Here is a 20,707-nt window from a genome sequence, read left to right on the forward strand (position 1 = left end):
CGGACCGGCCCAGTCCTCACGGCTTCTGTTCCACCCGAACCCAGTCCACCTCCGCCTGCACTCCCCCGCCCGCGACCTTGTCCACGCTCGACTGCGGCAGCCCCCAGTACGGCGTGGTCACCTGGTTCCAGCCGGCGGGATACGCGCCGCCCAGGGCGAGGTTGAGGACGACGTACTGGTTGTGGTCGTAGACCCACTGGCCGCGGGTCGATTCGAGTTTGTTGCGGGTGGTCTCCTGGACGAGGTTGTCGTCGACGTAGAAGCGCATCGCGGTCGGGGTCCATTCCACCGCGTAGGTGTGCCACTGGTCGGCCGTGCCGCCGGCGGGGTACGTCTGGCGGGCGCCGATGTTGCCGTCGGCGGAGTAGCCGGGGCCGTGGAGGGCCGTGCTCGTCCAGGTCGGGTAGCCGATGTTCTCCATGATGTCGGTCTCGCCGGAGGCGGGCCAGGACACCGACGGGTCGTCGACGTTGCTGCCGAGCAGCCAGAAGGCGGGCCAGAATCCGTCGCCGACCGGGAGTTTCATCCGGGCGCTGACCTTGCCGTAGGTGAAGTCGAAGTGCGTGTTGGTGTCGATGCGGCCGGAGGTGAAGTCGTAGGTGCCGCCGCCCGCCTGGGTGCAGCCCTTGCAGTACTTGGCGGCGAGGATCAACTCGCCGTTCTGCGTGCGAATGTTGTCCGGGGAGTCGACGTACGCCTGTGACTCGCCGTTGACCGGACCCATTTCGGTGCCGGTGCGCACGACCCGCCACTTGTTGCGGTCCAGGGCGGCCGAGGTGAAGTCGTCGAAGAACGTCGTGCGGTATGTGCCCGACTGGTCCCCGGGGAGTGCCGGGTAGGCGGCGGACGCGTTGCCGCCGGTGCCCCAGACCTGGAACTCGTAGAGCGAGTAGCCGAATTGGGCGGTGTAGGGAGCCGGGTTGTAGAAGGAGCGGCGCTCCTTGCCGAGCATGCGGACATAGCGGCCGGTGACCGGCTGGGGCAGGGTGACCGTGTCATGGCGGCCCGTCGCGTCGGCGGGGGCCTGAACATTCGCCCGCCGCGCGGCGATGTCGGCGGCCGACGGTTCGTAGACCGTGCGCCAGGTGGTGTTGTCGTCGGAGACCTGGACCAAGTAGTCGACGGCGTAGGCCGATTCCCAGTAGAGGTCGACCGTGTCGATCGTCGAGGTCGCGCCGAGGTCGACCGAGACCCAGCGGTCGGCGTTCCAGTCGCTGGACCAACGGGTCGCGTCGTCCTTGAGGTTGGCGGGCCAGCCGCCGTCGGTGACGTACGCCGGTGAAGTGCCGTTGTGCTGGTAGTAGTTGGAGTACGCCGGGTGGTTCAGGGCGAGGTTGGTGCGGGTGGTGGACGCGGGGGCCGGTTCGCCGCCGTAGACCTTGAAGGAGAAGAGCGAGTAGCCGTAGGGCGTCGCGCGTTCCAGGCCGCGCAGGCGGACGTAGCGGCCCGTCACCTCCTGGGGGTAGGTGCTCGTGGTGATCGAGCCGCCGGTGCCCGCCGTCTCCGTGTAGAAGGGGGTCCAGTCGGTGCCGTTCTTCGAGACCTCCAGGACGTATCTCTTGCCGTAGGCGGCCTCCCAGTCGAGGGTGACGCGGTCTATGCGGAGGCTGGTGCCGAGGTCGAGGCGGATCCAGGCGTCGTCGGCGAAGTTGCTGGACCAGCGGGTCGAGCCGTCGCCGTCGAAGGCGAGACCGGGGGTGGTGCCGGCGTTCTCGCTGCCGGAGGCGGTGACCGCTGCCGGGTTCACGGCGTAGGCGGCGGCTGCCCGGTCGGTGTCCCAGGTCGCCGCCGCGGCGGCCTGCGGGGCGGGGGCCGCGAGGGCCGGGGTGGCGGTGAGCAGGGCCAGTGCGGTGAGAGCGGTGAGCAGGGTGCGGGAAGGCATGCGGGTCTCCTTGAGGGGCGGGTCTCCTTCTGGGGGTGCTCGTGCTGACGTGCCCATGACACACATGGAACTGATGGGGCTCCGGTGGATGCGGGCTCCCCCGCCCGCACCCACCGGAGCGGTCTTCGTCAGGCCGCGCGCCGGGCCCGGCCGCGATGGTCGCGGATGATCTCCGCGTACCGGTGGCCGGAGCCCTTGATCGTGCGGACCTGGGTGTCGTAGTCGACGTGGACCAGTCCAAAACGCTTGTCGTAGCCGTACGCCCACTCGAAGTTGTCGAGGAGCGACCAGGCGAAGTAGCCGGCCAGCGGGGCGCCCTTGCGGGCCGCTGAGGCGCAGGCGGCGAGGTGCTGGACCAGGTAGTCCTGGCGCTCCGGGTCGTCGACGGTGCCGTCGGGGCGTACGACGTCGGGGAACGAGGAGCCGTTCTCGGTGACGTAGATCCGGCGGGGGCCGTACTCCTCGGTGAGACGGAGCAGGAGGGTCTCGATGCCGGAGGCGTCGATCTCCCAGTCCATGCCGGTGCGCGGGACGCCGAGGCGGCGGACGGCGCGGGTGTGCGGGGCGGGGGCGGTGGGGTCGTCTGCGACGGTCGCCGGGAAGTAGTAGTTCAGGCCGAGCCAGTCGAGGGGTGTGGCGATGGTCGCCAAGTCGCCTTCGCGCTCCGGGAGTTCGACGCCGTACGTCTCGACCATGTCGGCCGGGAAGCCGCGGCCGTGGACCGGGTCGAGCCACCAGCGGTTGACATGGCCGTCCTGCCTGCGGGCGGCCCGGACGTCCTCGTCGCGGTCGGTGGCGGGGTACACGGTGGAGAGGTTGTTGACGATGCCGATCTGCGCGGCGGGCGCGGCGGCGCGGATCGCCTGGGCGGCGAGGCCGTGGCCGAGGAGCAGGTGGTAGGAAGCGCGGACGGCCGCTGTCAGATCGGTCCAACCCGGGGCCATCTTGCCTTCGAGGTGGCCGATCCAGGCCGAGCAGGAGGGCTCGTTGAGGGTCGTCCAGAGGGTGACGCGGTCGCCGAGGCGTTCGGCCACGGCCGAGGCGTACGCGGCGAAGTGCTCGGCGGTCGCGCGCTCGGGCCAGCCGCCTCGGTCCTGGAGCGCCTGGGGCAGGTCCCAGTGGTAGAGGGTGACGGAGGGGGTGATGTCCGCCGCCAACAGCGCGTCCACCAACTCGTCGTAGAACGCGAGGCCTTTGGAGTTGACCGGGCCGTCGCCGCCGGGGACCACCCGGGGCCAGGCGATCGACAACCGGTAGGCGTTGGCGCCGAGTTGACGCATCAGGCCGATGTCCTCGCGCCAGCGGTGGTAGTGGTCGCAGGCGACGTCGCCGTTGTCGTTGTTCGCGATCTTTCCGGGGGTGTGCGAGAAGGTGTCCCAGATCGACGGCGAACGCCCGTCCTCGGCGACGGCCCCCTCGATCTGGTACGCCGCGGTGGCCGTGCCCCACAGGAAGTCGTGCGGGAGTGCGGCGAAGTCGATGGTCACTGAAGTCCCTTTACGGTCAGCGGAGTTGGTCGGACGGTTCACTTGACGGCGCCCGCCGTCAGCCCGGCGACGAGATAGCGCTGGAGCAGCAGGAAGCCGGCGACCACGGGCACGCTGACGACCAGCGAGGCGGCCATGATCTGGTTCCAGTACACGTCGTTGAGCGTGGAGTAGCCCTGGAGTCCGACGGCCAGCGTGCGCGTGCTGTCGTTGGTCATGACGGAGGCGAAGAGGACCTCGCCCCACGCGGTCATGAAGGCGTAGACGGCGACCGCGACGATGCCGGGGATCGCGGCCGGTACGACGACCCGCAGCAGCGCGCCGAGCGGACCGCAGCCGTCCACCAGCGCGGCCTCGTCCAAGTCCCTCGGCACGGAGTCGAAGTAGCCGATCAGCATCCAGATGGAGAAGGGCAGGGAGAAGGTCAGATACGTCAGAATCAGGCCGCCCCGCGAGCCGAACAGGGCGATGCCGGTGGCGTTGCCGATGTTGACGTAGAGGAGGAACAGCGGGAGCAGGAAGAGGATGCCCGGGAACATCTGGGTGGACAGCACGGTGACCGTGAAGACGCGTTTGCCGCGGAACTCGTAGCGGCTGACGGCGTATGCGGCGAAGACCGCGATCACCACCGAGCAGACGGTCGCGGCGACGGACACGATCAGCGAGTTCATGAAGTACTTGGCGAGCGGGACCGTCGACCAGATGTCGATGTACGGGCGGATCGTCAGACCGCTCGGCAGCCAGCGGAACTTGCCCGTGACGTCCGAGAGCGGTTTCAGGGAGCTGGAGAGCATGACGTACACCGGCACCAGGACGAAGCCGGTGAGCAGGGTCAGGAAGATCCGCCGCGACCAGAGGAAGGAGCGGGGCGGGGCCATCGGTGACCTGGTGAGCGAGGAACTAGACATCGGCCGTTTTCCGTCCGCGTGAGGTGAGCACCAGGTACACGCCGGTGACGACGAGCAGGAACAGGAGCAGCAGGACCGACATCGCCGAGCCCGTACCGAAGTTCCAGGTGACGAACGACGCCTGGTATATGTGCACCGAGATGAGGTCCGCGGCCTCCGGTGCCGCTCTGCCGAACAGGACGTACGGCGTGTTGAAGTCGTTGAACGTCCACAGGAACAGCACCAGGACCAGTACCTGGTTGACCGGGCGCAGCGACGGCAGGGTGATGCGGCGGATCTGCTGCCAGATGCCGGCGCCGTCGAGCGCGGCGGCCTCGTACAGCTCCCGGGGGATGTTCTGCAGGCCGGCCATCACGATGAGGAAGGCGAACGGCCAGCCCTTCCACACGTGCACGATCAGCAGCGCGTAGAAGCTGTTGTCGCCGATCAGCCAGAACGACGGCTTGCTGGTGAGGTGCAGTTGGTCGTGCAGGACGTGGTTCACCAGGCCGTTGTCGTGCTGGAACATGAAGACCCAGGTGATGACGGCCGCGTAGACCGGCAGCGCGTACGGGATGAGGAAGAGCGCTCTCAGGAAGCCCCGGCCGCGGAAGTTGTCCTGCATGTAGATCGCGGTGACCGTGCCGAGCAGCCAGCAGAAGGCGACCGACAGCAGGGTGAAGACCACCGTGACGAAGAAGGAGTGCAGCAGCGCCTTGCCCACGGGGGCGCTGAAGTCCACCGAGACCTTGTAGTTGTCGAAGCCGGACCAGGGCGCGGTGCCCCAGTCGCGGATGTAGAACTGGGTCAGCTCCTTGAAGCTCATGACGATGCCGATGACCATCGGCACCAGGTGGACCAGGAGTTCGAGGATCAGCGCGGGCAGAAGCAGCAGATACGGCAGTCCGATACGGCGGATCCGGTCACGGCTGCGGCGGCGCGGGCCGGGGGCCGCCGGGTCGGAAGAGGTCTTCCGCACGGCGGCCTCCGGGGTGACAGTGCTCGTCACAGTCGCACTCACTTCGCCGGCATCTGCTGCTGGGCCTTTTCGAGCTCCGCCTTGACCGAGGCGGTGGTCACCGCGCGGCCGGCGGCGGCGTCGGCGAACAGGTTCTTGACGGCCGTACCGACCGCCGTCTCGAACTGCGACTCGTCGGCGACCTGCGGCAGCGCGGCGGCGCTCTTGGCGAGGGTGTCCTTGAGGACGGCGTTCGCGGGGGTGTTGAACGCGGTGTCCTCCTGCGCGGTCTTCACCGGCGGGATGGAGCTGTACGCCGTGTTGAGGATCTTCTGCTCGGCGTCGCTCGTCATGAACTTCACGAACTTGGTGGAGCCGTCGAGGTTGTCGGTGTTCTTGAAGACGGCCAGGTTGATGCCGGCCACCATCGAGTTGACCTGCGCGCCCGTACCCGGGGTGCCGGACTGCACGGGTATCGGGGCGATGCCGTACGAACTGTCGCTCATGCCCTGCGACTTGAGGTTGGCGGACGCCGACTGCCACATCAGCATCGCCGTCTTCCCCTTGGCGAAGTCGCTGACGGACTGGTTCTGCGCGTACTCGGCGTTGCCGACCGGGATGACCTTGTCCTTGGCCATCAGGTCGACATACTGCTTGACCGCCGCCACGACACCGTCGTTGGTGAAGTCGGCCTTGCCGTCGGCGGTGAAGAAGTCGGCGCCGTGCTGCTTGGCGAAGACGAAGGTGTGGTGGATGTTCTCCGAGACGTTGGCGCCCTCGGCGCCGAGCACCTGCTTGCCCTTGGCCTGGATCTTCTTGCCGTCGGCGACCAACTCGGCCCAGGTGGCGGGCGGTTGGGTGATGCCCGCGTCGGCGAAGATCTGCTTGTTGTAGTAGAGCGCGTAGGCCATCGAGTACAGCGGGACGGCGGCCGGGTCCTTGCCCTCGGCACCGGTCGAGCCGAGCGCGGAGTCGACGAAGCGGTCCTTGCCGCCGATCTTCGCGAAGTTGGCCGTGTTCCACGGCAGCAGCGCGCCGGTGGCCTGGAGGGAGGCGCTCCAGGTGTTGCCGATGTTCAGCACGTCGGGGCCCTGGCCCGAAGTCGTCGCCGTCAGGATGCGGTTGAGCAGGTCGGACCAGGGCACGACCTCCAGCTTCACCGTGATGCCGGTCTGCTTCTTGAACTTGTCGAGTTCGGGCTGGAGGACCTTCTTGTCGATCGCGATGCTGGCGCCCTGGTTGGAGGCCCAGTAGGTGAGCGTCTTGGGCGAGTCGTTGGACCCTCCGCCCGTCGACGAACCGCCTCCGCAGGCCGTGGCCGCGAGGGCGAGTGACATGGTGACGGCGCCTACGGCCGCGGCTCGGATGCTGCGCATGCTCCGGGTGTCCCTTCAGGGAATGCACTCACGACTTAATTTAGGACGTGAGTTAAACCTCGGAAGCCAGACGCGTCAAGAGTTTGGACGCCCCTCGTCGAACTCGGTCGTATCTCTTGACGGCCGCGTTCACGGACCTGAAGCATTCCTCCGCGAGAGAGCGCTCCCAACCCCACCGGCGTTCATTTCATGAACAAGGAGAGCCGCCTTATGTCCCCAGTTCCCCGCAGAACCGTCCTCGGCGCCGCCGCCGCGGCGTCCGCGCTGGCCGGGCTGCCGACGCCCGCCTCAGCAGCCCCCGCGGTTGTACGGCCGCGCGCCCTCCCGGGTGGCGGCGACCTCGGCCCGAACGTCATCGTCTTCGACCCGTCGACGGCCGGCATCCAGGCGAAGCTGGACCAGATCTTCGCGCAGCAGGAGACGGCCCAGTTCGGCACCGGCCGCTACGCGCTGCTGTTCAAGCCCGGCACCTACTCCGGGCTCAACGCTCAACTCGGCTTCTACACCTCGATCGCGGGCCTCGGCCTGTCCCCCGACGACACCACGATCAACGGTGATGTCACGGTCGACGCCGGCTGGTTCAACGGCAACGCCACGCAGAACTTCTGGCGTTCGGCGGAGAACCTCGCGCTGGTCCCCGTGAACGGCACCGACCGGTGGGCCGTGGCTCAGGCGGCCCCCTTCCGTCGGATGCACGTGCGCGGCGGGCTCAACCTCTCCCCCACGGGCTACGGTTGGGCCAGCGGCGGCTACATCGCGGACAGCCGGATCGACGGGCAGGTCGGCCCGTACTCGCAGCAGCAGTGGTACACCCGCGACAGCGTGATCGGCAGTTGGCTCAACGGCGTCTGGAACATGGTGTTCTCAGGCGTGCAGGGCGCTCCCGCACAGGGTTTCCCCAACCCGGTGTACACCACCCTCGCCACGACACCGGTCTCCCGCGAGAAGCCCTTCCTGTACCTCAACGGCACCGAGTACCGCGTCTTCCTCCCCGAGAAGCGCACCAACGCGAGCGGGGTGACCTGGGGCAACGGCACACCGCGCGGCACCTCGCTGTCCCTGTCGCAGTTCTACGTCGCGAAGCCGGGCGTCACGGCCGCGACCCTCAACCAGGCGCTGACACAGGGACTTCACCTGCTGCTGACGCCCGGCATCTACCACCTCGACCAGCCGATCCAGGTGAACCGTGCCAACACCGTTGTCCTGGGCCTGGGTTACGCCACCCTCGTCCCCGACAACGGCGTCACCGCCCTCAAGACCGCCGACGTGGACGGCGTACGGCTGGCCGGTTTCCTGATCGACGCGGGCACGGTGAACTCCAACACCCTGCTGGAAGTGGGCCCTTCGGGCACGACCACGGACCACTCCGCCAACCCCACCACCGTCCAGGACGTGTTCGTCCGCATCGGCGGCGCGGGCGCGGGCAAGGCCACCACCAGCATGGTCATCAACAACCGCCACACCATCGTCGACCACACCTGGGTCTGGCGCGCCGACCACGGCACGGGCGTCGGCTGGGACACCAACCGGGCGGACTACGGCGTCGTCGTCAACGGCGCCGACGTGCTGATCACCGGGCTGTTCGTGGAGCACTTCAACAAGTACGACGTCCAGTGGAACGGCGAGCGGGGCCGCACGATCTTCTTCCAGAACGAGAAGGCGTACGACGCCCCGAACCAGGCGGCGATCCAGAACGGTTCGGTCAAGGGGTACGCGGCCTACAAGGTCGCCGACAACGTGACCGTGCACGAGGGCTGGGGGCTTGGTAGTTACTGCTACTACAACGTCGACCCGACGATCGTGCAGCACAACGGCTTCGCCGCGCCGAACCGGGCGGGCGTGAAGTTCCACGACCTGCTCGTCGTCTCGCTCGGCGGGCAGGGCCAGTACGAACACGTCATCAACGAGACGGGGGCGGCGACTTCGGGCACGTCGACGGTCCCGTCCACGGTGGTGTCGTACCCCTGAGGTCGTGGCGGGTGCGGGCCGGAGCTCCCCCTCCGACCCGCACCCGCCACCGTCACACCCGAGGCGTGATCTCCGCCATCGGCGACCAACCCCCGCCCGCCACCTCGACGTTGATGATGTCGGGAGTCGCCGCGACGACGTCCGGCATCCACGCCATCGCCGCCTTGAAGTGCTCGGAACCGACATGCGCGGCACCGGCCTCCGGCGAGGCGAACGCCTCCAGCAGCACGAAGCGGCCGGGGTCGGCCACGTCCACCGACCACTCGAAGAACAGGTTCCCGGGCTCGGCCCGGGTCGCCGCGGTGAAGTCGGCGACGCGGTCGAGCCATTGGTCGCGGTACTCGGGGCGGACGGGGAAGCGTACGGCGATGAAGATCATGCGGGGCTCCTGGGGCGGGGGCGGGTGTCGTCGTCCTGAGAGTGCCCTGCCCGGGCGGGCGGCGGGAGGTGCCTCGCCGCGGATGCGTCGCGACCGGGGGCGGGAATCGGACGGTCGCCCACGGACAGGCGTACCACCGGGAGCCTGTCTCCTCGGGACCGGAGTCGGGAGGCGTCCCGCACGGAGACACCTCCCGTCCGTGCGTCGCCACCGCGCCCGGCACCCGCGCGTGCCCAGCGGCCGGACAGTGAACGTCTCCCCGCCCCGCATCAGAACGCGCAATCTCCATGCACAGCCTGCGAGTTTCCCCCAGGGACAGGTGTACCGCCGAGAGCCTGCCTCCCCCGGGCCGGCAGCGGGAGGCATCCCACACGGAGACACCTCCCGCCCCTGCACCGCTACCGAGCCGTCACCACCCCGCCCGGCACCCGCGCATACCCCGTCGGCCGCGCGGTGAACGTGCCCCGGCCCTGGGTTCGGCTGCGCAATCTCGTTGCGTAGCCGAAGAGTTCGGACAGGGGAACGGTCGCCGTGACGAGGGCCGAACCGGGGCGGGTCGTCGAGCCGGTGACGTGGCCGCGGCGGGCGGACAGGTCGCCGAGGACGGCGCCGAACGCGTCCTGCGGGACGGTGACCGTGACCTCGACGACCGGTTCGAGGAGGACCGTCGCGCAGGCGCGCAGGGCGTCGCGGAGGCCGAGTCGGCCCGCCGTGCGGAACGCCTGCTCCGAGGAGTCCTTCACGTGGGTCGAGCCGTCGGTCAGCGTGACGCGCAGCCCGGTCACCGGGAACCCGCCGATCGGCCCGTCGGTGAGGGCGTCACGGCAGCCGGCCTCGACCGAGCGGACGTACTCCTGCGGCACCCGTCCACCGACGACCGTCGAGCGGAACTCGAAGCCCGGGTCGTCCAGCGGTTCGACGTCCAGCACCACATGCGCGAACTGGCCCGCACCGCCGTCCTGTTTGACGTGCCGGAACACGAACCCCGACACCCCGCGCACGACCGTCTCCCGGTGGGCGACCCTCGGACGGCCGACGTCGACCTCCACGCCCGTGGCCAGGCGGATCTTCTCCACCGCGACCTCCAGGTGCAGTTCGCCCATGCCGGACAGCACCGTCTGGCCGGTCTCGGAGTCGGTCCGCACCACCAGCGAGGGGTCCTCCTCGGCGAGGCGCGCGAGGGCCGACGTCAGCCGGTCGGTGTCGGTGCTCCGCCGTGCCTCGACCGCCACGGAGACCACCGGGTCGGCCACCGTGGGCGGTTCGAGGACGAGCGGGGCGCCGGGTGCGCACAGGGTCGAACCTGCGCGGGCGGACGTCAGTCCGACCACGGCGACGATGTCCCCGGCGACCGCCCGGTCCAGGCGTTCGTGCCGGTCGGCCTGCACCCGCAGGATGCGCCCGATCCGCTCGGTGCGCCGCGCGCCCGAGTCCCACACCGTGTCTCCCTTCTCGATCGTGCCCGAATAGATCCGCAGATACGTCAGCCGGCCGGTCGCCGTCGCGCTCACCTTGAACGCCAGTGCCGCGAGGGGGACTTGGGGGTCCGCCCGCCGTTCCTGCTCGACACCTTCGTACGTCCCCCGGACCGGCGGTACGTCCAGCGGCGAGGGCAGGTACGCCACCACGGCGTCCAGCAGTGGCTCGATGCCGCGGTTGCGGTAGGCCGAGCCGCACAGCACGACCACACCGTCCCCGGTGCGGGTCAGGTCGCGCAACGCCGTGCCCAACGTCTCGGCGGACAGGGCGGATTCGGCGTAGAACTCCTCCAGAGCGACCGGATGCAGCTCCGCCACCGCCTCCTCCAGAAGCCGCCGACGCCGCCGCGCCTCCTCCAACAGAGCGTCCGGCACCGGGAGTTCCGTCATCGCGCCGTCACCGTCGGCCCACACCAGTGCCCGCATCCGCAGCAGATCGACGACTCCGGTGAAGCCGTCCTCCGTGCCGATCGGCAACTGCGCCACCAGCGGCGCCGGATGGAGCCGCTCACGGATCGACGCGACGGCAGTGTCGAGGTCGGCGCCCGCGCGGTCCAGCTTGTTGACGAAGGCGATGCGCGGCACGCCGTACCGGTCCGCCTGGCGCCACACCGACTCGCTCTGCGGCTCCACACCGGCGACGGCGTCGAACACGGCGATCGCGCCGTCGAGGACGCGCAGTGAACGCTCGACCTCGTCGGCGAAGTCGACGTGGCCCGGGGTGTCGATCAGGTTGAGGCGGTGACCGTCCCAGGCGCAGGTGACGGCCGCGGCGAAGATGGTGATGCCGCGGTCGCGCTCCTGGGGGTCGAAGTCGGTGACGGTGGTGCCGTCGTGGACCTCACCGCGCTTGTGCGTGATGCCGGTGAGGTGGAGGAACCGCTCGGTGACGGTGGTCTTGCCGGCGTCGACATGGGCGAGGATGCCCAGGTTGCGGACGGCGGTGAGCGGGTTGACGCGAGGGCGTTCGGTGCGCACGGCCCGTGGCCTTTCGAGAGTGATTCCGAGCAGGGCGGCGCGATTCCCGTACGAGAGAGGCCAACTGACGTGACGTCAGAGACTGTCAGGGGCGTCAGAGACTCGTCACGGGCGTCCGGTGCCGGCCGCGCGGCGGGCACCGGAGGGACGAGGACACGAGGATCACTGCGGTGCGGTCACGCACAGCGGGCTCCCCTCACTCGTCAACGGATGTGGCGAGTGTAGGGAAGCCCGGGGTGATGAGGCACCAGGTTTTCGGATGCGGATCAGGCGCAGGTGGGCACGCCGTCCAGCCAGGCCGGGCCCTTGATGTAGATGTTGGTCATCCAGGCCTTGTAGTCGGGCAGATAGGCCCAGGCGTCGTTGGTGTAGCCGTCGGAGGTGACGACCTCCGCGTGCTTCTGGCACTCGACGCGGATGGTGGTGGAGTCGGGGAAGGCGTACACGCGGGCGGCGCTCACCGAGGGGGCCGACTTCGTCCAGACCCCGGTGCCCCAGGTCTGGAAGACATGCCCGGTCACCGCACCGGTGTTGACGCGCACGGCGCCGAAGTAGTCGCCGCCCAGGCGGACATCACTGACCATCAGATGGGTGCCGGACTGCTTCGCCTCGACCATCTTGCCCGCGCCGAGGTAGATCGCGATGTGGTGCAGGCTCTGCGAGGTGCCGTAGGCGAGCAGGTCGCCGGGGAGCAGCGGGGCCTCACCCTGGGCGGCGGTGAAGCGGGCGGCGGCGCGGACCGTGTAGTACTGCTGGCTCGCGACGCCGCCCAGGATGTCCGAGCCGGTGGCCTGCGCGTAGGCGTACCGCACCAGGCCCGAGCAGTCGAAGCCGAGCCGCTCGGGGTCGTGGTCGCTGGCCGGGTCGGTGGGGTCGACCTGGCCGTAGGTGGCGCCGGGCTGGGCGCCGTGGCCGCCGCCCCAGGTGTACCAGGTGCCCGCGTCGACCTGGGCGCAGGCGGCGGCGATCGCGCGCTCGGCCGCGGCGGAGCCGCCGGACGCGAGGACTCCGCAGCCGCTCGCCGCCGGGGCTGCCGGGGCTGCGACGGCCGCCGGGGCCCAGAGGACGAGGGCGAGCAGCCCGATGAGTGTGCCGATGATTCCGGTCCGCCGGAGCATGCCGGGACCCCCGATTTCTGTGTGCGACAAGTGGTCGTGCACCAGCCTGCCGAGCGGGCCCCGGCCGGTCGAGGATCCTGCGTCACCCCACCCGGAAGGGCAACGGGAAACCCTGGGGAAACCCCCTCCCACCAGGGGCACTTGGCCGCCCGTGGTCATGGCCGCGCACACCCCGGGGTGAAGGACACGGGCAGGGCCGGCAGCAGCGTCCTGCGCTCCTGCGGCCCGATCGCACGGCGCAGCCGGCAAATGCGCGTGAGCCGGGCGCCGAGGTCCAGGTCCCACAGTCGTACGGTCCCGTCGTTGCTGCTGCTGGCGACGGTCCGGCCGTCCGGGGCGAACACGACGCCCCACACCGCGTTTGTGTGTCCGGTGAGGGTGGCCCACGGTCGCCGTCCGGTCACGTCCCAGAGCCGTACCGTACGGTCGCTGCCGCTGCTCGCCAGGAACCGGCCGTCCGGGGAGAAGGCGATGCCGCGCACGGATCCGGTGTGGCCGGTGAGGGAGGTCTCGGGGCGGCGGTGGCGGACGTCCCACAGGCGGACGGTGCCGTCGTTGCCGCTGCTGGCGAGGGTGTTGCCGTCGGGGCTGAAGGCGACGCCCCGGACGGCGCCGGTGTGTCCGGTGAGGGTGGCGAGCGCGCGGTGGGTGGCCGTGTCCCACAGGCGGACGGTCAGGTCGTCGCCCGCGCTGGCGAGGGTACGGCCGTCGGGGCTGAACGTGACATCGTTGGCGGAGTCCAAGTGGCCTTTCAGGACGGCGAGTTGGTGGTGGGTCGGCACGTCCCAGAGGCGGACCGTGCGGTCGGCGCCCGCCGAGGCGAGGGTCCGGCCGTCCGGAGCGAACGCGACGGAGAACACGTCCCCGGTGTGGCCGGTGAGGGTCGCGAGCGGGCGGTGCGAGCGGACGTCCCAGAGCCGGACCGTACCGTCCGAGCCCGCCGAGGCGAGGGTGCGGCCGTCCGGGTCGAACGCCACCGAGAACACGCTCTCGTGGTGGCCGGTGAACGTGGTGACGACCCGGCGCCGGGCCACGTCCCACAGCCGTACGGTGTGGTCCGCGTCGGCGGTCGCGAGGAGTTTTCCGTCCGGGCTGTAGGCGGCCTGCGAGACCTCGGTGAACGGGCGGGCCGTCAGGACCGGTCCACGCAGGTCCCACAGCACGACGGACTGGTCGAACCCGCCGGTGGCCAGGGTCGTCCCGGTGGAGTTCACGGCCACCGACATCACATAGTCGGTGTGCCCGGCGAGGACCGCGGCCGGCCGGCCGGTGCGCACGTCCCACAGGCGGGTCGTACCGTCGCCGCCCGCGCTGACGACCGTGCTGCCGTCCGGTGTGTAGGCGACCGCGTTGACGTCGTCGCTGTGTCCGGTCAGGGTCGCCGTGGACCGGTCCGAGGCCACGTCCCACAGGCGTACGGTCCGGTCGACACCGCCGGAGGCCACGCTCCGCCCGTCCGGCGCGAACGCCACGCCGAGCACTTCGTCGGTGTGCCCCCGCAGGACGGCGAGGGGGCGGGCGCGGTCGGTGTCCCACAGGCGTACGGTCCGGTCGGAGCCGCCCGAGACGAGGGTCCGTCCGTCGGGGGCATAGGCCAGCGTGTTGACCCGGCCGGTGTGTCCGACGAGCCGGGTCCCGGTCGGGTGGGCGCCGCCCAGGTCCCACAGTTGGACCGTTCCGTCGTCGGCGGCGACCGCGAGGCCGCGGCCGCGTGGGTCGAAGGCGAGCGCGCGGGCACCCTTGGTGCTCGCGGGCAGCAGGGTCCGCACCCGGTGGTCGTCGGTGCCCCAGATCCGTACCGGCCCGTCGGTGGAGGTGGCCGCGACCGTGGCCCCGCGGGGACCGAAGGCGACCGACCGGACCCGGCCGGGGACGGTGAGCGTGGCGGTCGTACGGCGGTCGGTGGTGCGGCGCAGTTGTACGGTGCCGTACGAACCGGCCGTCGCCAGCAGCCCGCCGTCGGGTGCGAAGGCGACCGCGTTGACCGGCCCGCGGTCGCCGACGAGGCGGGCGGAGAAGGCCTGGGCCTGGGTGCTCAGCAGGGCCCCTCGGGCCTCGGGGGTGTGGTCGGCGCGGTAGGCCGCCTCGGCGAGCAGCATCGACGCCTCGGGCTGGCCGCCGGCCAGGGAGGTGGACTGCACGGCGAGGGCCTGGGAGCGGGCGACGCGTTCCTGGTCGAGGGCGCTCGCGCGCTGTTGGTAGGCGAGGCCGCCGGCGGTCAGGGCGAGGCCGAGGAGGACGGCGAGGGTGGCGAACAGGGCCTGCCTGAACCGGATCTGACGCTTCGCCAGGTGTCGGCGGATGTCCTCCTCGGCCTGGCTGGCGTGCAGGAAGGCCTCTTCGCGGGGGCCGAGGCGGCTGCGGCCGTCGAGTTCGTCGGCCCAGGTGCGGACGGTGTCGAGGCGGGTGCCGCGGTAGAGGGCGGACGGGTCGTGGTGCTCGCGCTCCCATTCGGCGGCGGCGTGGGCGAGTTGCTGGTGGATGAGGAGTCCGGCGCGGTCGGCGTGGATCCAGTCGCGCAGCCGGGGCCAGGCGTGCAGCAGTGCCTCGTGGGTGATCTCGACGGTGTCGCGGTCCACGGTGATCAGGCGGGCCCGCACGAACACGTCGAGGGCGGCCGACGCGGCGTCGGCGTCGGCGAGTTGTTCCATGAGGGCGCTGCGGCCGGCCCGGCGCCGGGTCGCGACACTCCCGTCGTCCGACACCTGGACGAGCCGGGACAGCACCCGCCGGATGGTCTTCTGCTCGGCCGGGTAGAGCTGGGCGAACACGGTCTCGGCGGTGCGGGCGACGGCGCCCTGGATGCCGCCGGTGCGCTCGTAGCCCGCCACGGTGAGGGTGGTGTCCTCGCGCTGCTGCCAGGTGGCGAGGAGTGCGTGGGAGACCAGGGGCAGGGCGCCGGACGGGGTGGCGTCCGGGGTGGTGGGGTGGGGCGCGGTGCCGGGTTCGTCGCGCAGGCCGGCGTCGCGCAACAGCAGTGGTACCAGGCCGGGTTCGAGGGTGACGCCGGCGAGTTCGGCGGGGCGGGTGATGGATTCGCGCAGCTCCGCCACGGACATGGGGAGCAGGACGAACAGGCCGTCGGTGAACACCGGGGCGAGTTCGGGGAGTTCGAGGCAGCGTCCGGAGAAGTCGGCGCGGACTCCGAGGACGACGACGGCGGCGGCGTCCTGGACGGTGGAGAGCGCGCGCAGGACCCGTACGAAGGTCCGTCTCTCGCTGTCGTCGCAGCAGAGGGTGAAGAGTTCCTCGAACTGGTCGACGAGCAGCACCGGTCGGACCGGGGGCGGGCGGCGGCCGTCGGGGCCGGGCGGGGCGTCGTCCGAGCGGGCACGGACCGCCTCCAGCAGGGCCTCGGGGCGGTCGGCCAACTGCCGCGCGGTCAGGTCGAGATCGCTGCCGAGGACCTTCGCCGCCCGTTCGAGGAGTTCCTCCAGCGGATGGGCGGTGGGGGTGAGTGCGACGACCGGCCAGCGGTCGGCGCCCGGCATCGGGAAGCCGCCGGGACGCCCGAGTGCCGGTACGAGTCCGGCGTTCAGCAGCGAGGACTTGCCGGCACCCGACGGGGCGACCAGCAACAGCGGTCCGCCGCCCACCCGTTGGAACACCCGCTCGACGAGGGCGGCGGTGGCCCGCTCCCGGCCGAAGAACCAGCCCGCGTCCGCCGGGGTGAACGCCGCAAGTCCGCGATACGGACAGGCGGGTGCCCCGGTGTCGGCGGACGGTCCGCCGCCGCGCTCCGCCGGGGCGGCCTCCCGCACCAGCCGGAGCAACTCGCCCTCGGCGCGCAGGATGTGGTCGCACTGACGGGCTACGTCGACGGTCGCGCGCTTGACGCCGGTCTCGATCTTGCTGAGATAGCCCTTGCTGTAGTGCGTCCGATGCGCGAGGTCGGCGAGCGACAGTCCGCGTTCCCGGCGCAGCCGGCGTAGCTGCGCGGGAAAGGACGGTGTGGTCTGCACGGGGCTTTCCGGCTGGTCGGTCCGGTCCGCGCCCGCTTGTTCGTGTGCCTGGTCCCCCAAGGCGTCCCCCCTGGCACTGGCCTGCCCGGATCGTGAGACGGCGGATGCCCAGGTTACTGCGGGGGTCGGACAGGGAGCCAAGACTTTCACCTGAGTGGCGAAAACGGGACTGCCGGGACCGGCGTGGACCGGTCCCGGCAGTCGCTCCCCCGTGGTCTGCGTGGCGGAAGGTCCGCTACGGCCGGTTGAGCTTGATGGAGTTGATGGGGGTGAGGTTCGTGTAGGTCCACTGGTCCTGCGCGAGGTGCTCGACGCAGTTGGTGCCGCCGTAGTTGTTGCACAGGTCCGCGCCGGCCCCGCCGTACTGGTTGTTGAGGACCCAGTGGTACCCGAACTGGTTGCTCAGGTTGTGGGCGCCGTAGCTGGCGTACTGGTTGGTCGGGTGCGGGCTGTCGACCGGGTTGACGCCCTCCGCCCAGATGCACACGTTCCCGGACGCGCATCCGTACACCGTGCTGTTGCTCGCCGGCGCGGCCTGGGCGGCACCGGTCATCGCCACCACCGCGGTGGCGGCGGTCGCGAGCGCCGCGGCGGCACTCAACATCTTGCGCATGTTTCCCCCTAGTGGGTCTCCTGCGTGGTCGCAGGCCGTGCTTCGTGCTGACGGGGATCAGCCTGTCCCGGTGGACCACCGGGGTCGACGGGTTTCCTGTTGCCCGTCCGGGCGGGGCCCGGGAAACCGTGTGTGACCTGCGATGTCACGCGGGGGTGGTCAACGCGGCCGCGTCGGCCGTCGTGCGCCGAGGCCATCGCCACGCTCTCGCCGCCTATGACATCGGGGACGGCCGGCGGGCCGTGGCGGCGGGGCCGGCTCGTCTCCGGTGCGGCGCCGGATCAGCCCCGCCCCTTGCCGCGCGGGATCGATGGCCCATCGCGCGCGGCGGGATCTCAGCGTGCGCAGACGGTGACGGAGTCGGGGTTCGGCAGGGGCAGGGAGTTTCCGGTGGCGGTGAGCAGGCCGGAGCGGGAGTCGATGGCGAAGAGGTCGAGGGTGCTGCTCGCCTCGTTGGCGACGAACATCCAGCGGCCACCGGGGTGGACGGTGAAGCTCCAGGGTTTCAGGCCCCCGCTGGGGATGCGCTGGAGGAGGGAGAGCTGCCCGGTCCCGCGCTCGACCTCGTGGACGACGAGGGTGTTCTCGCCTCGGCTCGATGCGTAGACGAAGCGGCCGTCGCGGCTGATGGCCAGTTCGGCGCCGCTCTTGGTGCCGGTGAAGTCGGGAGAGTCGACGGCGAGACTCTGACGGAGTGTCAACTCGCCGGACCTTCCGTCCCAGTCGAGGAGTTGGAGTTCGGCCGTCAGTTCGGTGAGGAGATACGCCTTGCGTCCGTCGGGGTGGAAGACGAGCCGTCGCGGGCCGGCACCGGCGTCGGTGGCGTAGGCGCCGGGGCCGTCCTCGCCCGCGGACAGCGCGCCCGTCGTACCGTCGAAGCGGTAGACGAAGACCCGGTCGGCGCCGAAGTCGGCGACCAGGGCGTGGCGGCGGCCGGGTGCCACGACGACATGGTGCGGGTGCGGGCCCAACTGCCGTGGGCTGGGCCCCGATCCGGTGTCCGTGACGACCGACACCGGTGCGCCGAGGGAGCCGTCCCGGTGGATCGGGAGTGAAGTGGCCTGGCCCGCCTCGAAGTTGGCGACGAGCAGGGTGTCCGAGGGCCGGTCCACGCCGAGGTGGGACAGGCCACCGCCGGCCGTGCCGCCGCCGTCCGTGCTCACCTGACCGGTCTGTGTCAGCGCGCCGGTCGAGCGGTCCACGGCGAACACGGTGACGATTCCACCGTCGAGCTGGCTGCCGACGTAGAGCACCGGACGGTCCGGATGCGCCGTCACCCAGCCCGAACTCACCTGCGCCACCGGCCCGATGGACGTCAGGAGCCCTTCAACAGGGTCGAACCGGACCCCGTACACCTGTCCGTTGTTCCAACTGCCGACATAGAGAAGATCGGGTCTCACCTGCGGCGCGGCCTCGGCCGACGGCGCTGCCACGGCGGCCGCGGTCGCGGACACCGCCATGGCGCCCAACATCGTTCTGCGGGACACAGCCCTTTTGATCTCGACCATGGGAAGCAACAGTCGTCCCGAATCGCCGCACAGTCCACAGCGCGCACGAAGCTGTGCGTGCGGCCGGCGCAAGCTTAGGTTTCAGGACGGGGCAGCCGGTCTCCCTACTGGTCAGGGGCGTTGGGGCGGGCGAGGCCGAGGTCGTAGGCGAGGATGACGGCCTGGATGCGGTCGCGGGCGCCGACCTTCGCCAGGACCCGGCCGACGTGGGTCTTCACCGTGGACTCGGACAGGAACAGGCGCTCGGCGATCTCGCCGTTGGTCCAGCCCCTGCCGATGGCGACGAGGATCTCCCGCTCGCGTTCGGTGAGGGAGCGGATGCGGGGGTCGTCCGTCGCGGGCGCTGTCACGGATCCCTCCGGTGAGCTTCTCGGCAGGTGCTGGGCGTAGGCGTCCAGCAGGCGACGGGTCAGTGCGGGGGCGATGACGGCGTCGCCGGAGGCCACCGCGCGGATGCCGGCGAGGAGTTCCTCGGGGTGGGCGTCCTTGAGGAGGAAGCCGCTGGCTCCCGCGCGCAGTGCCTCGTGGGCGTACTCGTCGAGGTCGAAGGTGGTGAGGATGAGGACGCGGGAGCGGTCGCCGGCCGCGACGACCCTGCGAGTGGCCTCGATGCCGTCCATGCCGGGCATCCGTACGTCCATCAGGATCACGTCGGGACGCAGCTCGGCGGCCATGCGCACCGCCTCGCCGCCGTGCGCGGCCTCGCCGACCACCTCGGTGTCGGGGGTGGCCTCCAACAGCATGCGGAATCCGAGGCGTTGGAGGGGCTGGTCGTCCACGATGAGCACGGTCGTCATGCCGCTCCCCCGATCACGTCGGGCGGGGTGAGGTCGAGGGTGGTCCGTACCGTCCAGCCGCCGCCCGGGGCGGGGCCCGCGGTGACGGTGCCGTGGTAGAGGGCCGCGCGTTCTCTCATGCCGGCGAGTCCGTGTCCTTCGTCGTGGCTCGGTGCGGGTCCGGTGCCGGCCGCGCCCGGGCCGGTGTCGTGGCAGTCGATGGACACCCGCGCGTCCTCGACGGTCACCGCCAGCTCCACGCGGGTGTCGTGGCCCGCGTGCTTGAGGGCGTTGGTGAGGGCCTCCTGCACGATGCGGTACACGGTCAGCTGGACCCCTCGGTCCAGGGCGGCCGGTTCGCCACCGGTGCGGTAGACGACCTGCGGACCGGCGGCGCGGATGCGGGCGCACAGCGCGTCGAGGTCGGCGACACCGGGCTGGGGGCTGAGTTCGGGGGCGTCGGGGGTGGGCGTCTGGACGCGCAACACGCCCAGCATGCGGCGGAGTTCACCGAGCGCCTGCCGGCCGGTGTCGCCGATGAGGAGCAGGGCCTGCTTGCCGCGTTCGGGCGCGAGGTCGGTGGCGTAGGCGCCGCCGTCGGCGAGGGTAATGATGACGGAGAGGTTGTGGCCGATGATGTCGTGCATCTCCCGGGCCACCCGGGTGCGTTCGGCGGCGGCGGCGAGCCTGCTGCGCTGGTCGCGTTCGATCTCCAGGCGGGCCGCGCGGTCGCGCAGCACGGCGAGCTGGGCGCGCCGGATGCGGACGACGAAGCCGAGCGCCACGGCCGCGGTGATCGTGCTGAACAGGACGAACAGGGCGTCCAGGACCGGCACTTGGGAGGGCAGCCGGAGGGCGAACAGTCCCAGCGCGGCGAGGGTGACGGCGCAGGCGGCGGGCAGCCGCCGCAGTTGCCCGTGCAGGACGAGGCTGTAGAGGGAGATGAGCAGCGCGACGTCGGCGCGCAGCCACACCCCCAGCCCCGCCTGGACGAAGAACACCGCGGCGATCAGCGCGAAGGCCAGGGTCGGCCTGCGGCGCCGCCACAGCAGCGGCAGCACCAGGCCGGCCTGGAGGGCGATCGTCGCCGGCCAGGGCAGATGGATGAAGCTGTTGTCGAAGCCGCGCCGCCGGCCGTCGTCGTCGTCCACCAGGTCCGGCAGGCAGAACATCAGCGCGACCAGGACGACCAGGGCCGTGTCCAGCACCCACGGACGCCTGCGGTCGCCCTGCTTGATCCGTCGCCCGAGCCGGGACAGGCGGCCGACCAGTGGGTGACTCCCCGGGAGGTCGGCCTCCGCGAACGGCGCGTGGACGGGGTCGTCGAGGCTCATCGG

At 70.9% G+C, this 20,707-nt stretch carries 14 protein-coding genes; 1 reads left to right on the forward strand and 13 read right to left on the reverse strand.

The genetic code is table 11. The annotated features are described in order from the left end of the window. Nucleotides 1–16: 16 nt before the first annotated feature. From AB0M63_RS38625 to AB0M63_RS38645, 5 genes are all read right to left on the reverse strand, one after another. The gene (locus AB0M63_RS38625) at nt 17–1,882 is read right to left on the reverse strand and encodes a discoidin domain-containing protein (RefSeq protein WP_366022629.1); all 1,866 of its coding nucleotides are present in this window, start codon (nt 1,880–1,882) and stop codon (nt 17–19) included. 128 nt (nt 1,883–2,010) lie between these two features. Next, a complete protein-coding gene (locus AB0M63_RS38630) occupies nt 2,011–3,369 on the reverse strand; it encodes a GH1 family beta-glucosidase (RefSeq protein ID WP_366022630.1) in 1,359 nt (452 codons plus the stop codon). Nucleotides 3,370–3,407: 38 nt separating this feature from the next. Continuing rightward, entirely contained in the window at nt 3,408–4,247 is an 840-nt protein-coding gene (locus AB0M63_RS38635; protein ID WP_355921912.1) for a carbohydrate ABC transporter permease, read from the reverse strand. A gap of 22 nt (nt 4,248–4,269) precedes the next feature. After that, complete coding sequence (locus tag AB0M63_RS38640; protein ID WP_366022631.1) at nt 4,270–5,265, reverse strand: sugar ABC transporter permease; 996 nt, start codon at nt 5,263–5,265, stop codon at nt 4,270–4,272. Nucleotides 5,266–5,273: 8 nt separating this feature from the next. Continuing rightward, nucleotides 5,274–6,590: a sugar ABC transporter substrate-binding protein gene (locus AB0M63_RS38645; RefSeq protein WP_366022632.1), complete on the reverse strand. Its 1,317-nt coding sequence runs from the start codon at nt 6,588–6,590 to the stop codon at nt 5,274–5,276. 210 nt (nt 6,591–6,800) lie between these two features. Here AB0M63_RS38645 and AB0M63_RS38650 point away from each other — a divergent pair, with 210 nt between their 5' ends. Beyond that, entirely contained in the window at nt 6,801–8,558 is a 1,758-nt protein-coding gene (locus tag AB0M63_RS38650; protein ID WP_366022633.1) for a coagulation factor 5/8 type domain-containing protein, read from the forward strand. Between the two features lie 52 nt (nt 8,559–8,610). Here the strand turns inward: AB0M63_RS38650 and AB0M63_RS38655 are convergent, their stop codons facing one another. The 8 genes from AB0M63_RS38655 to AB0M63_RS38690 all read right to left on the reverse strand — a co-directional run bounded on the left by AB0M63_RS38655 (nt 8,611) and on the right by AB0M63_RS38690 (nt 20,704). Then, the gene (locus AB0M63_RS38655; protein WP_366022634.1) at nt 8,611–8,937 is read right to left on the reverse strand and encodes a putative quinol monooxygenase; all 327 of its coding nucleotides are present in this window, start codon (nt 8,935–8,937) and stop codon (nt 8,611–8,613) included. Nucleotides 8,938–9,335: 398 nt separating this feature from the next. After that, a complete protein-coding gene (gene fusA / locus AB0M63_RS38660; RefSeq protein WP_366022635.1) occupies nt 9,336–11,393 on the reverse strand; it encodes an elongation factor G in 2,058 nt (685 codons plus the stop codon). Nucleotides 11,394–11,659: 266 nt separating this feature from the next. Continuing rightward, nucleotides 11,660–12,511, reverse strand: a complete 852-nt coding sequence (locus AB0M63_RS38665) for an NlpC/P60 family protein (protein WP_355921803.1) — start codon at nt 12,509–12,511, stop codon at nt 11,660–11,662. Between the two features lie 155 nt (nt 12,512–12,666). Then, a complete protein-coding gene (locus AB0M63_RS38670; RefSeq protein WP_366022636.1) occupies nt 12,667–16,473 on the reverse strand; it encodes a helix-turn-helix domain-containing protein in 3,807 nt (1,268 codons plus the stop codon). Nucleotides 16,474–16,708: 235 nt separating this feature from the next. After that, a complete protein-coding gene (locus tag AB0M63_RS38675; RefSeq protein WP_355921797.1) occupies nt 16,709–17,086 on the reverse strand; it encodes a hypothetical protein in 378 nt (125 codons plus the stop codon). A 335-nt stretch (nt 17,087–17,421) separates the two neighbouring features. Continuing rightward, nucleotides 17,422–18,546 carry a lactonase family protein gene (locus tag AB0M63_RS38680; RefSeq protein ID WP_366022637.1) on the reverse strand — a complete coding sequence of 375 codons (1,125 nt, stop codon included), beginning with the start codon at nt 18,544–18,546 and terminating at the stop codon, nt 17,422–17,424. Nucleotides 18,547–18,698: 152 nt separating this feature from the next. Continuing rightward, on the reverse strand, nt 18,699–19,391 hold the full coding sequence (locus tag AB0M63_RS38685) for a response regulator transcription factor (RefSeq protein WP_355921791.1): 693 nt from the start codon (nt 19,389–19,391) through the stop codon (nt 18,699–18,701). Further along, complete coding sequence (locus AB0M63_RS38690; RefSeq protein WP_366022638.1) at nt 19,388–20,704, reverse strand: sensor histidine kinase; 1,317 nt, start codon at nt 20,702–20,704, stop codon at nt 19,388–19,390. Before AB0M63_RS38690 ends, AB0M63_RS38685 begins: the two co-directional genes overlap by 4 nt. Between the last annotated feature and the right edge of the window lie 3 nt (nt 20,705–20,707).

The organism is Streptomyces sp. NPDC051576 (assembly GCF_040681835.1).
In the GTDB taxonomy this organism is placed as follows: domain Bacteria; phylum Actinomycetota; class Actinomycetes; order Streptomycetales; family Streptomycetaceae; genus Streptomyces.

Coding starts and splice junctions, on each gene's coding strand:
- AB0M63_RS38625 (WP_366022629.1), bottom strand. CDS start 1,882: ATGCCTTCCCGCACCCTGCTCACCGCTCTCACCGCACTGGCCCTGCTC.
- AB0M63_RS38645 (WP_366022632.1), bottom strand. CDS start 6,590: ATGCGCAGCATCCGAGCCGCGGCCGTAGGCGCCGTCACCATGTCACTC.
- AB0M63_RS38650 (WP_366022633.1), top strand. CDS start 6,801: ATGTCCCCAGTTCCCCGCAGAACCGTCCTCGGCGCCGCCGCCGCGGCG.
- AB0M63_RS38655 (WP_366022634.1), bottom strand. CDS start 8,937: ATGATCTTCATCGCCGTACGCTTCCCCGTCCGCCCCGAGTACCGCGAC.
- AB0M63_RS38675 (WP_355921797.1), bottom strand. CDS start 17,086: ATGCGCAAGATGTTGAGTGCCGCCGCGGCGCTCGCGACCGCCGCCACC.
- AB0M63_RS38680 (WP_366022637.1), bottom strand. CDS start 18,546: ATGGCGGTGTCCGCGACCGCGGCCGCCGTGGCAGCGCCGTCGGCCGAG.
- AB0M63_RS38635 (WP_355921912.1), bottom strand. CDS start 4,247: ATGGCCCCGCCCCGCTCCTTCCTCTGGTCGCGGCGGATCTTCCTGACC.
- AB0M63_RS38685 (WP_355921791.1), bottom strand. CDS start 19,391: ATGACGACCGTGCTCATCGTGGACGACCAGCCCCTCCAACGCCTCGGA.
- AB0M63_RS38665 (WP_355921803.1), bottom strand. CDS start 12,511: ATGCTCCGGCGGACCGGAATCATCGGCACACTCATCGGGCTGCTCGCC.
- AB0M63_RS38690 (WP_366022638.1), bottom strand. CDS start 20,704: ATGAGCCTCGACGACCCCGTCCACGCGCCGTTCGCGGAGGCCGACCTC.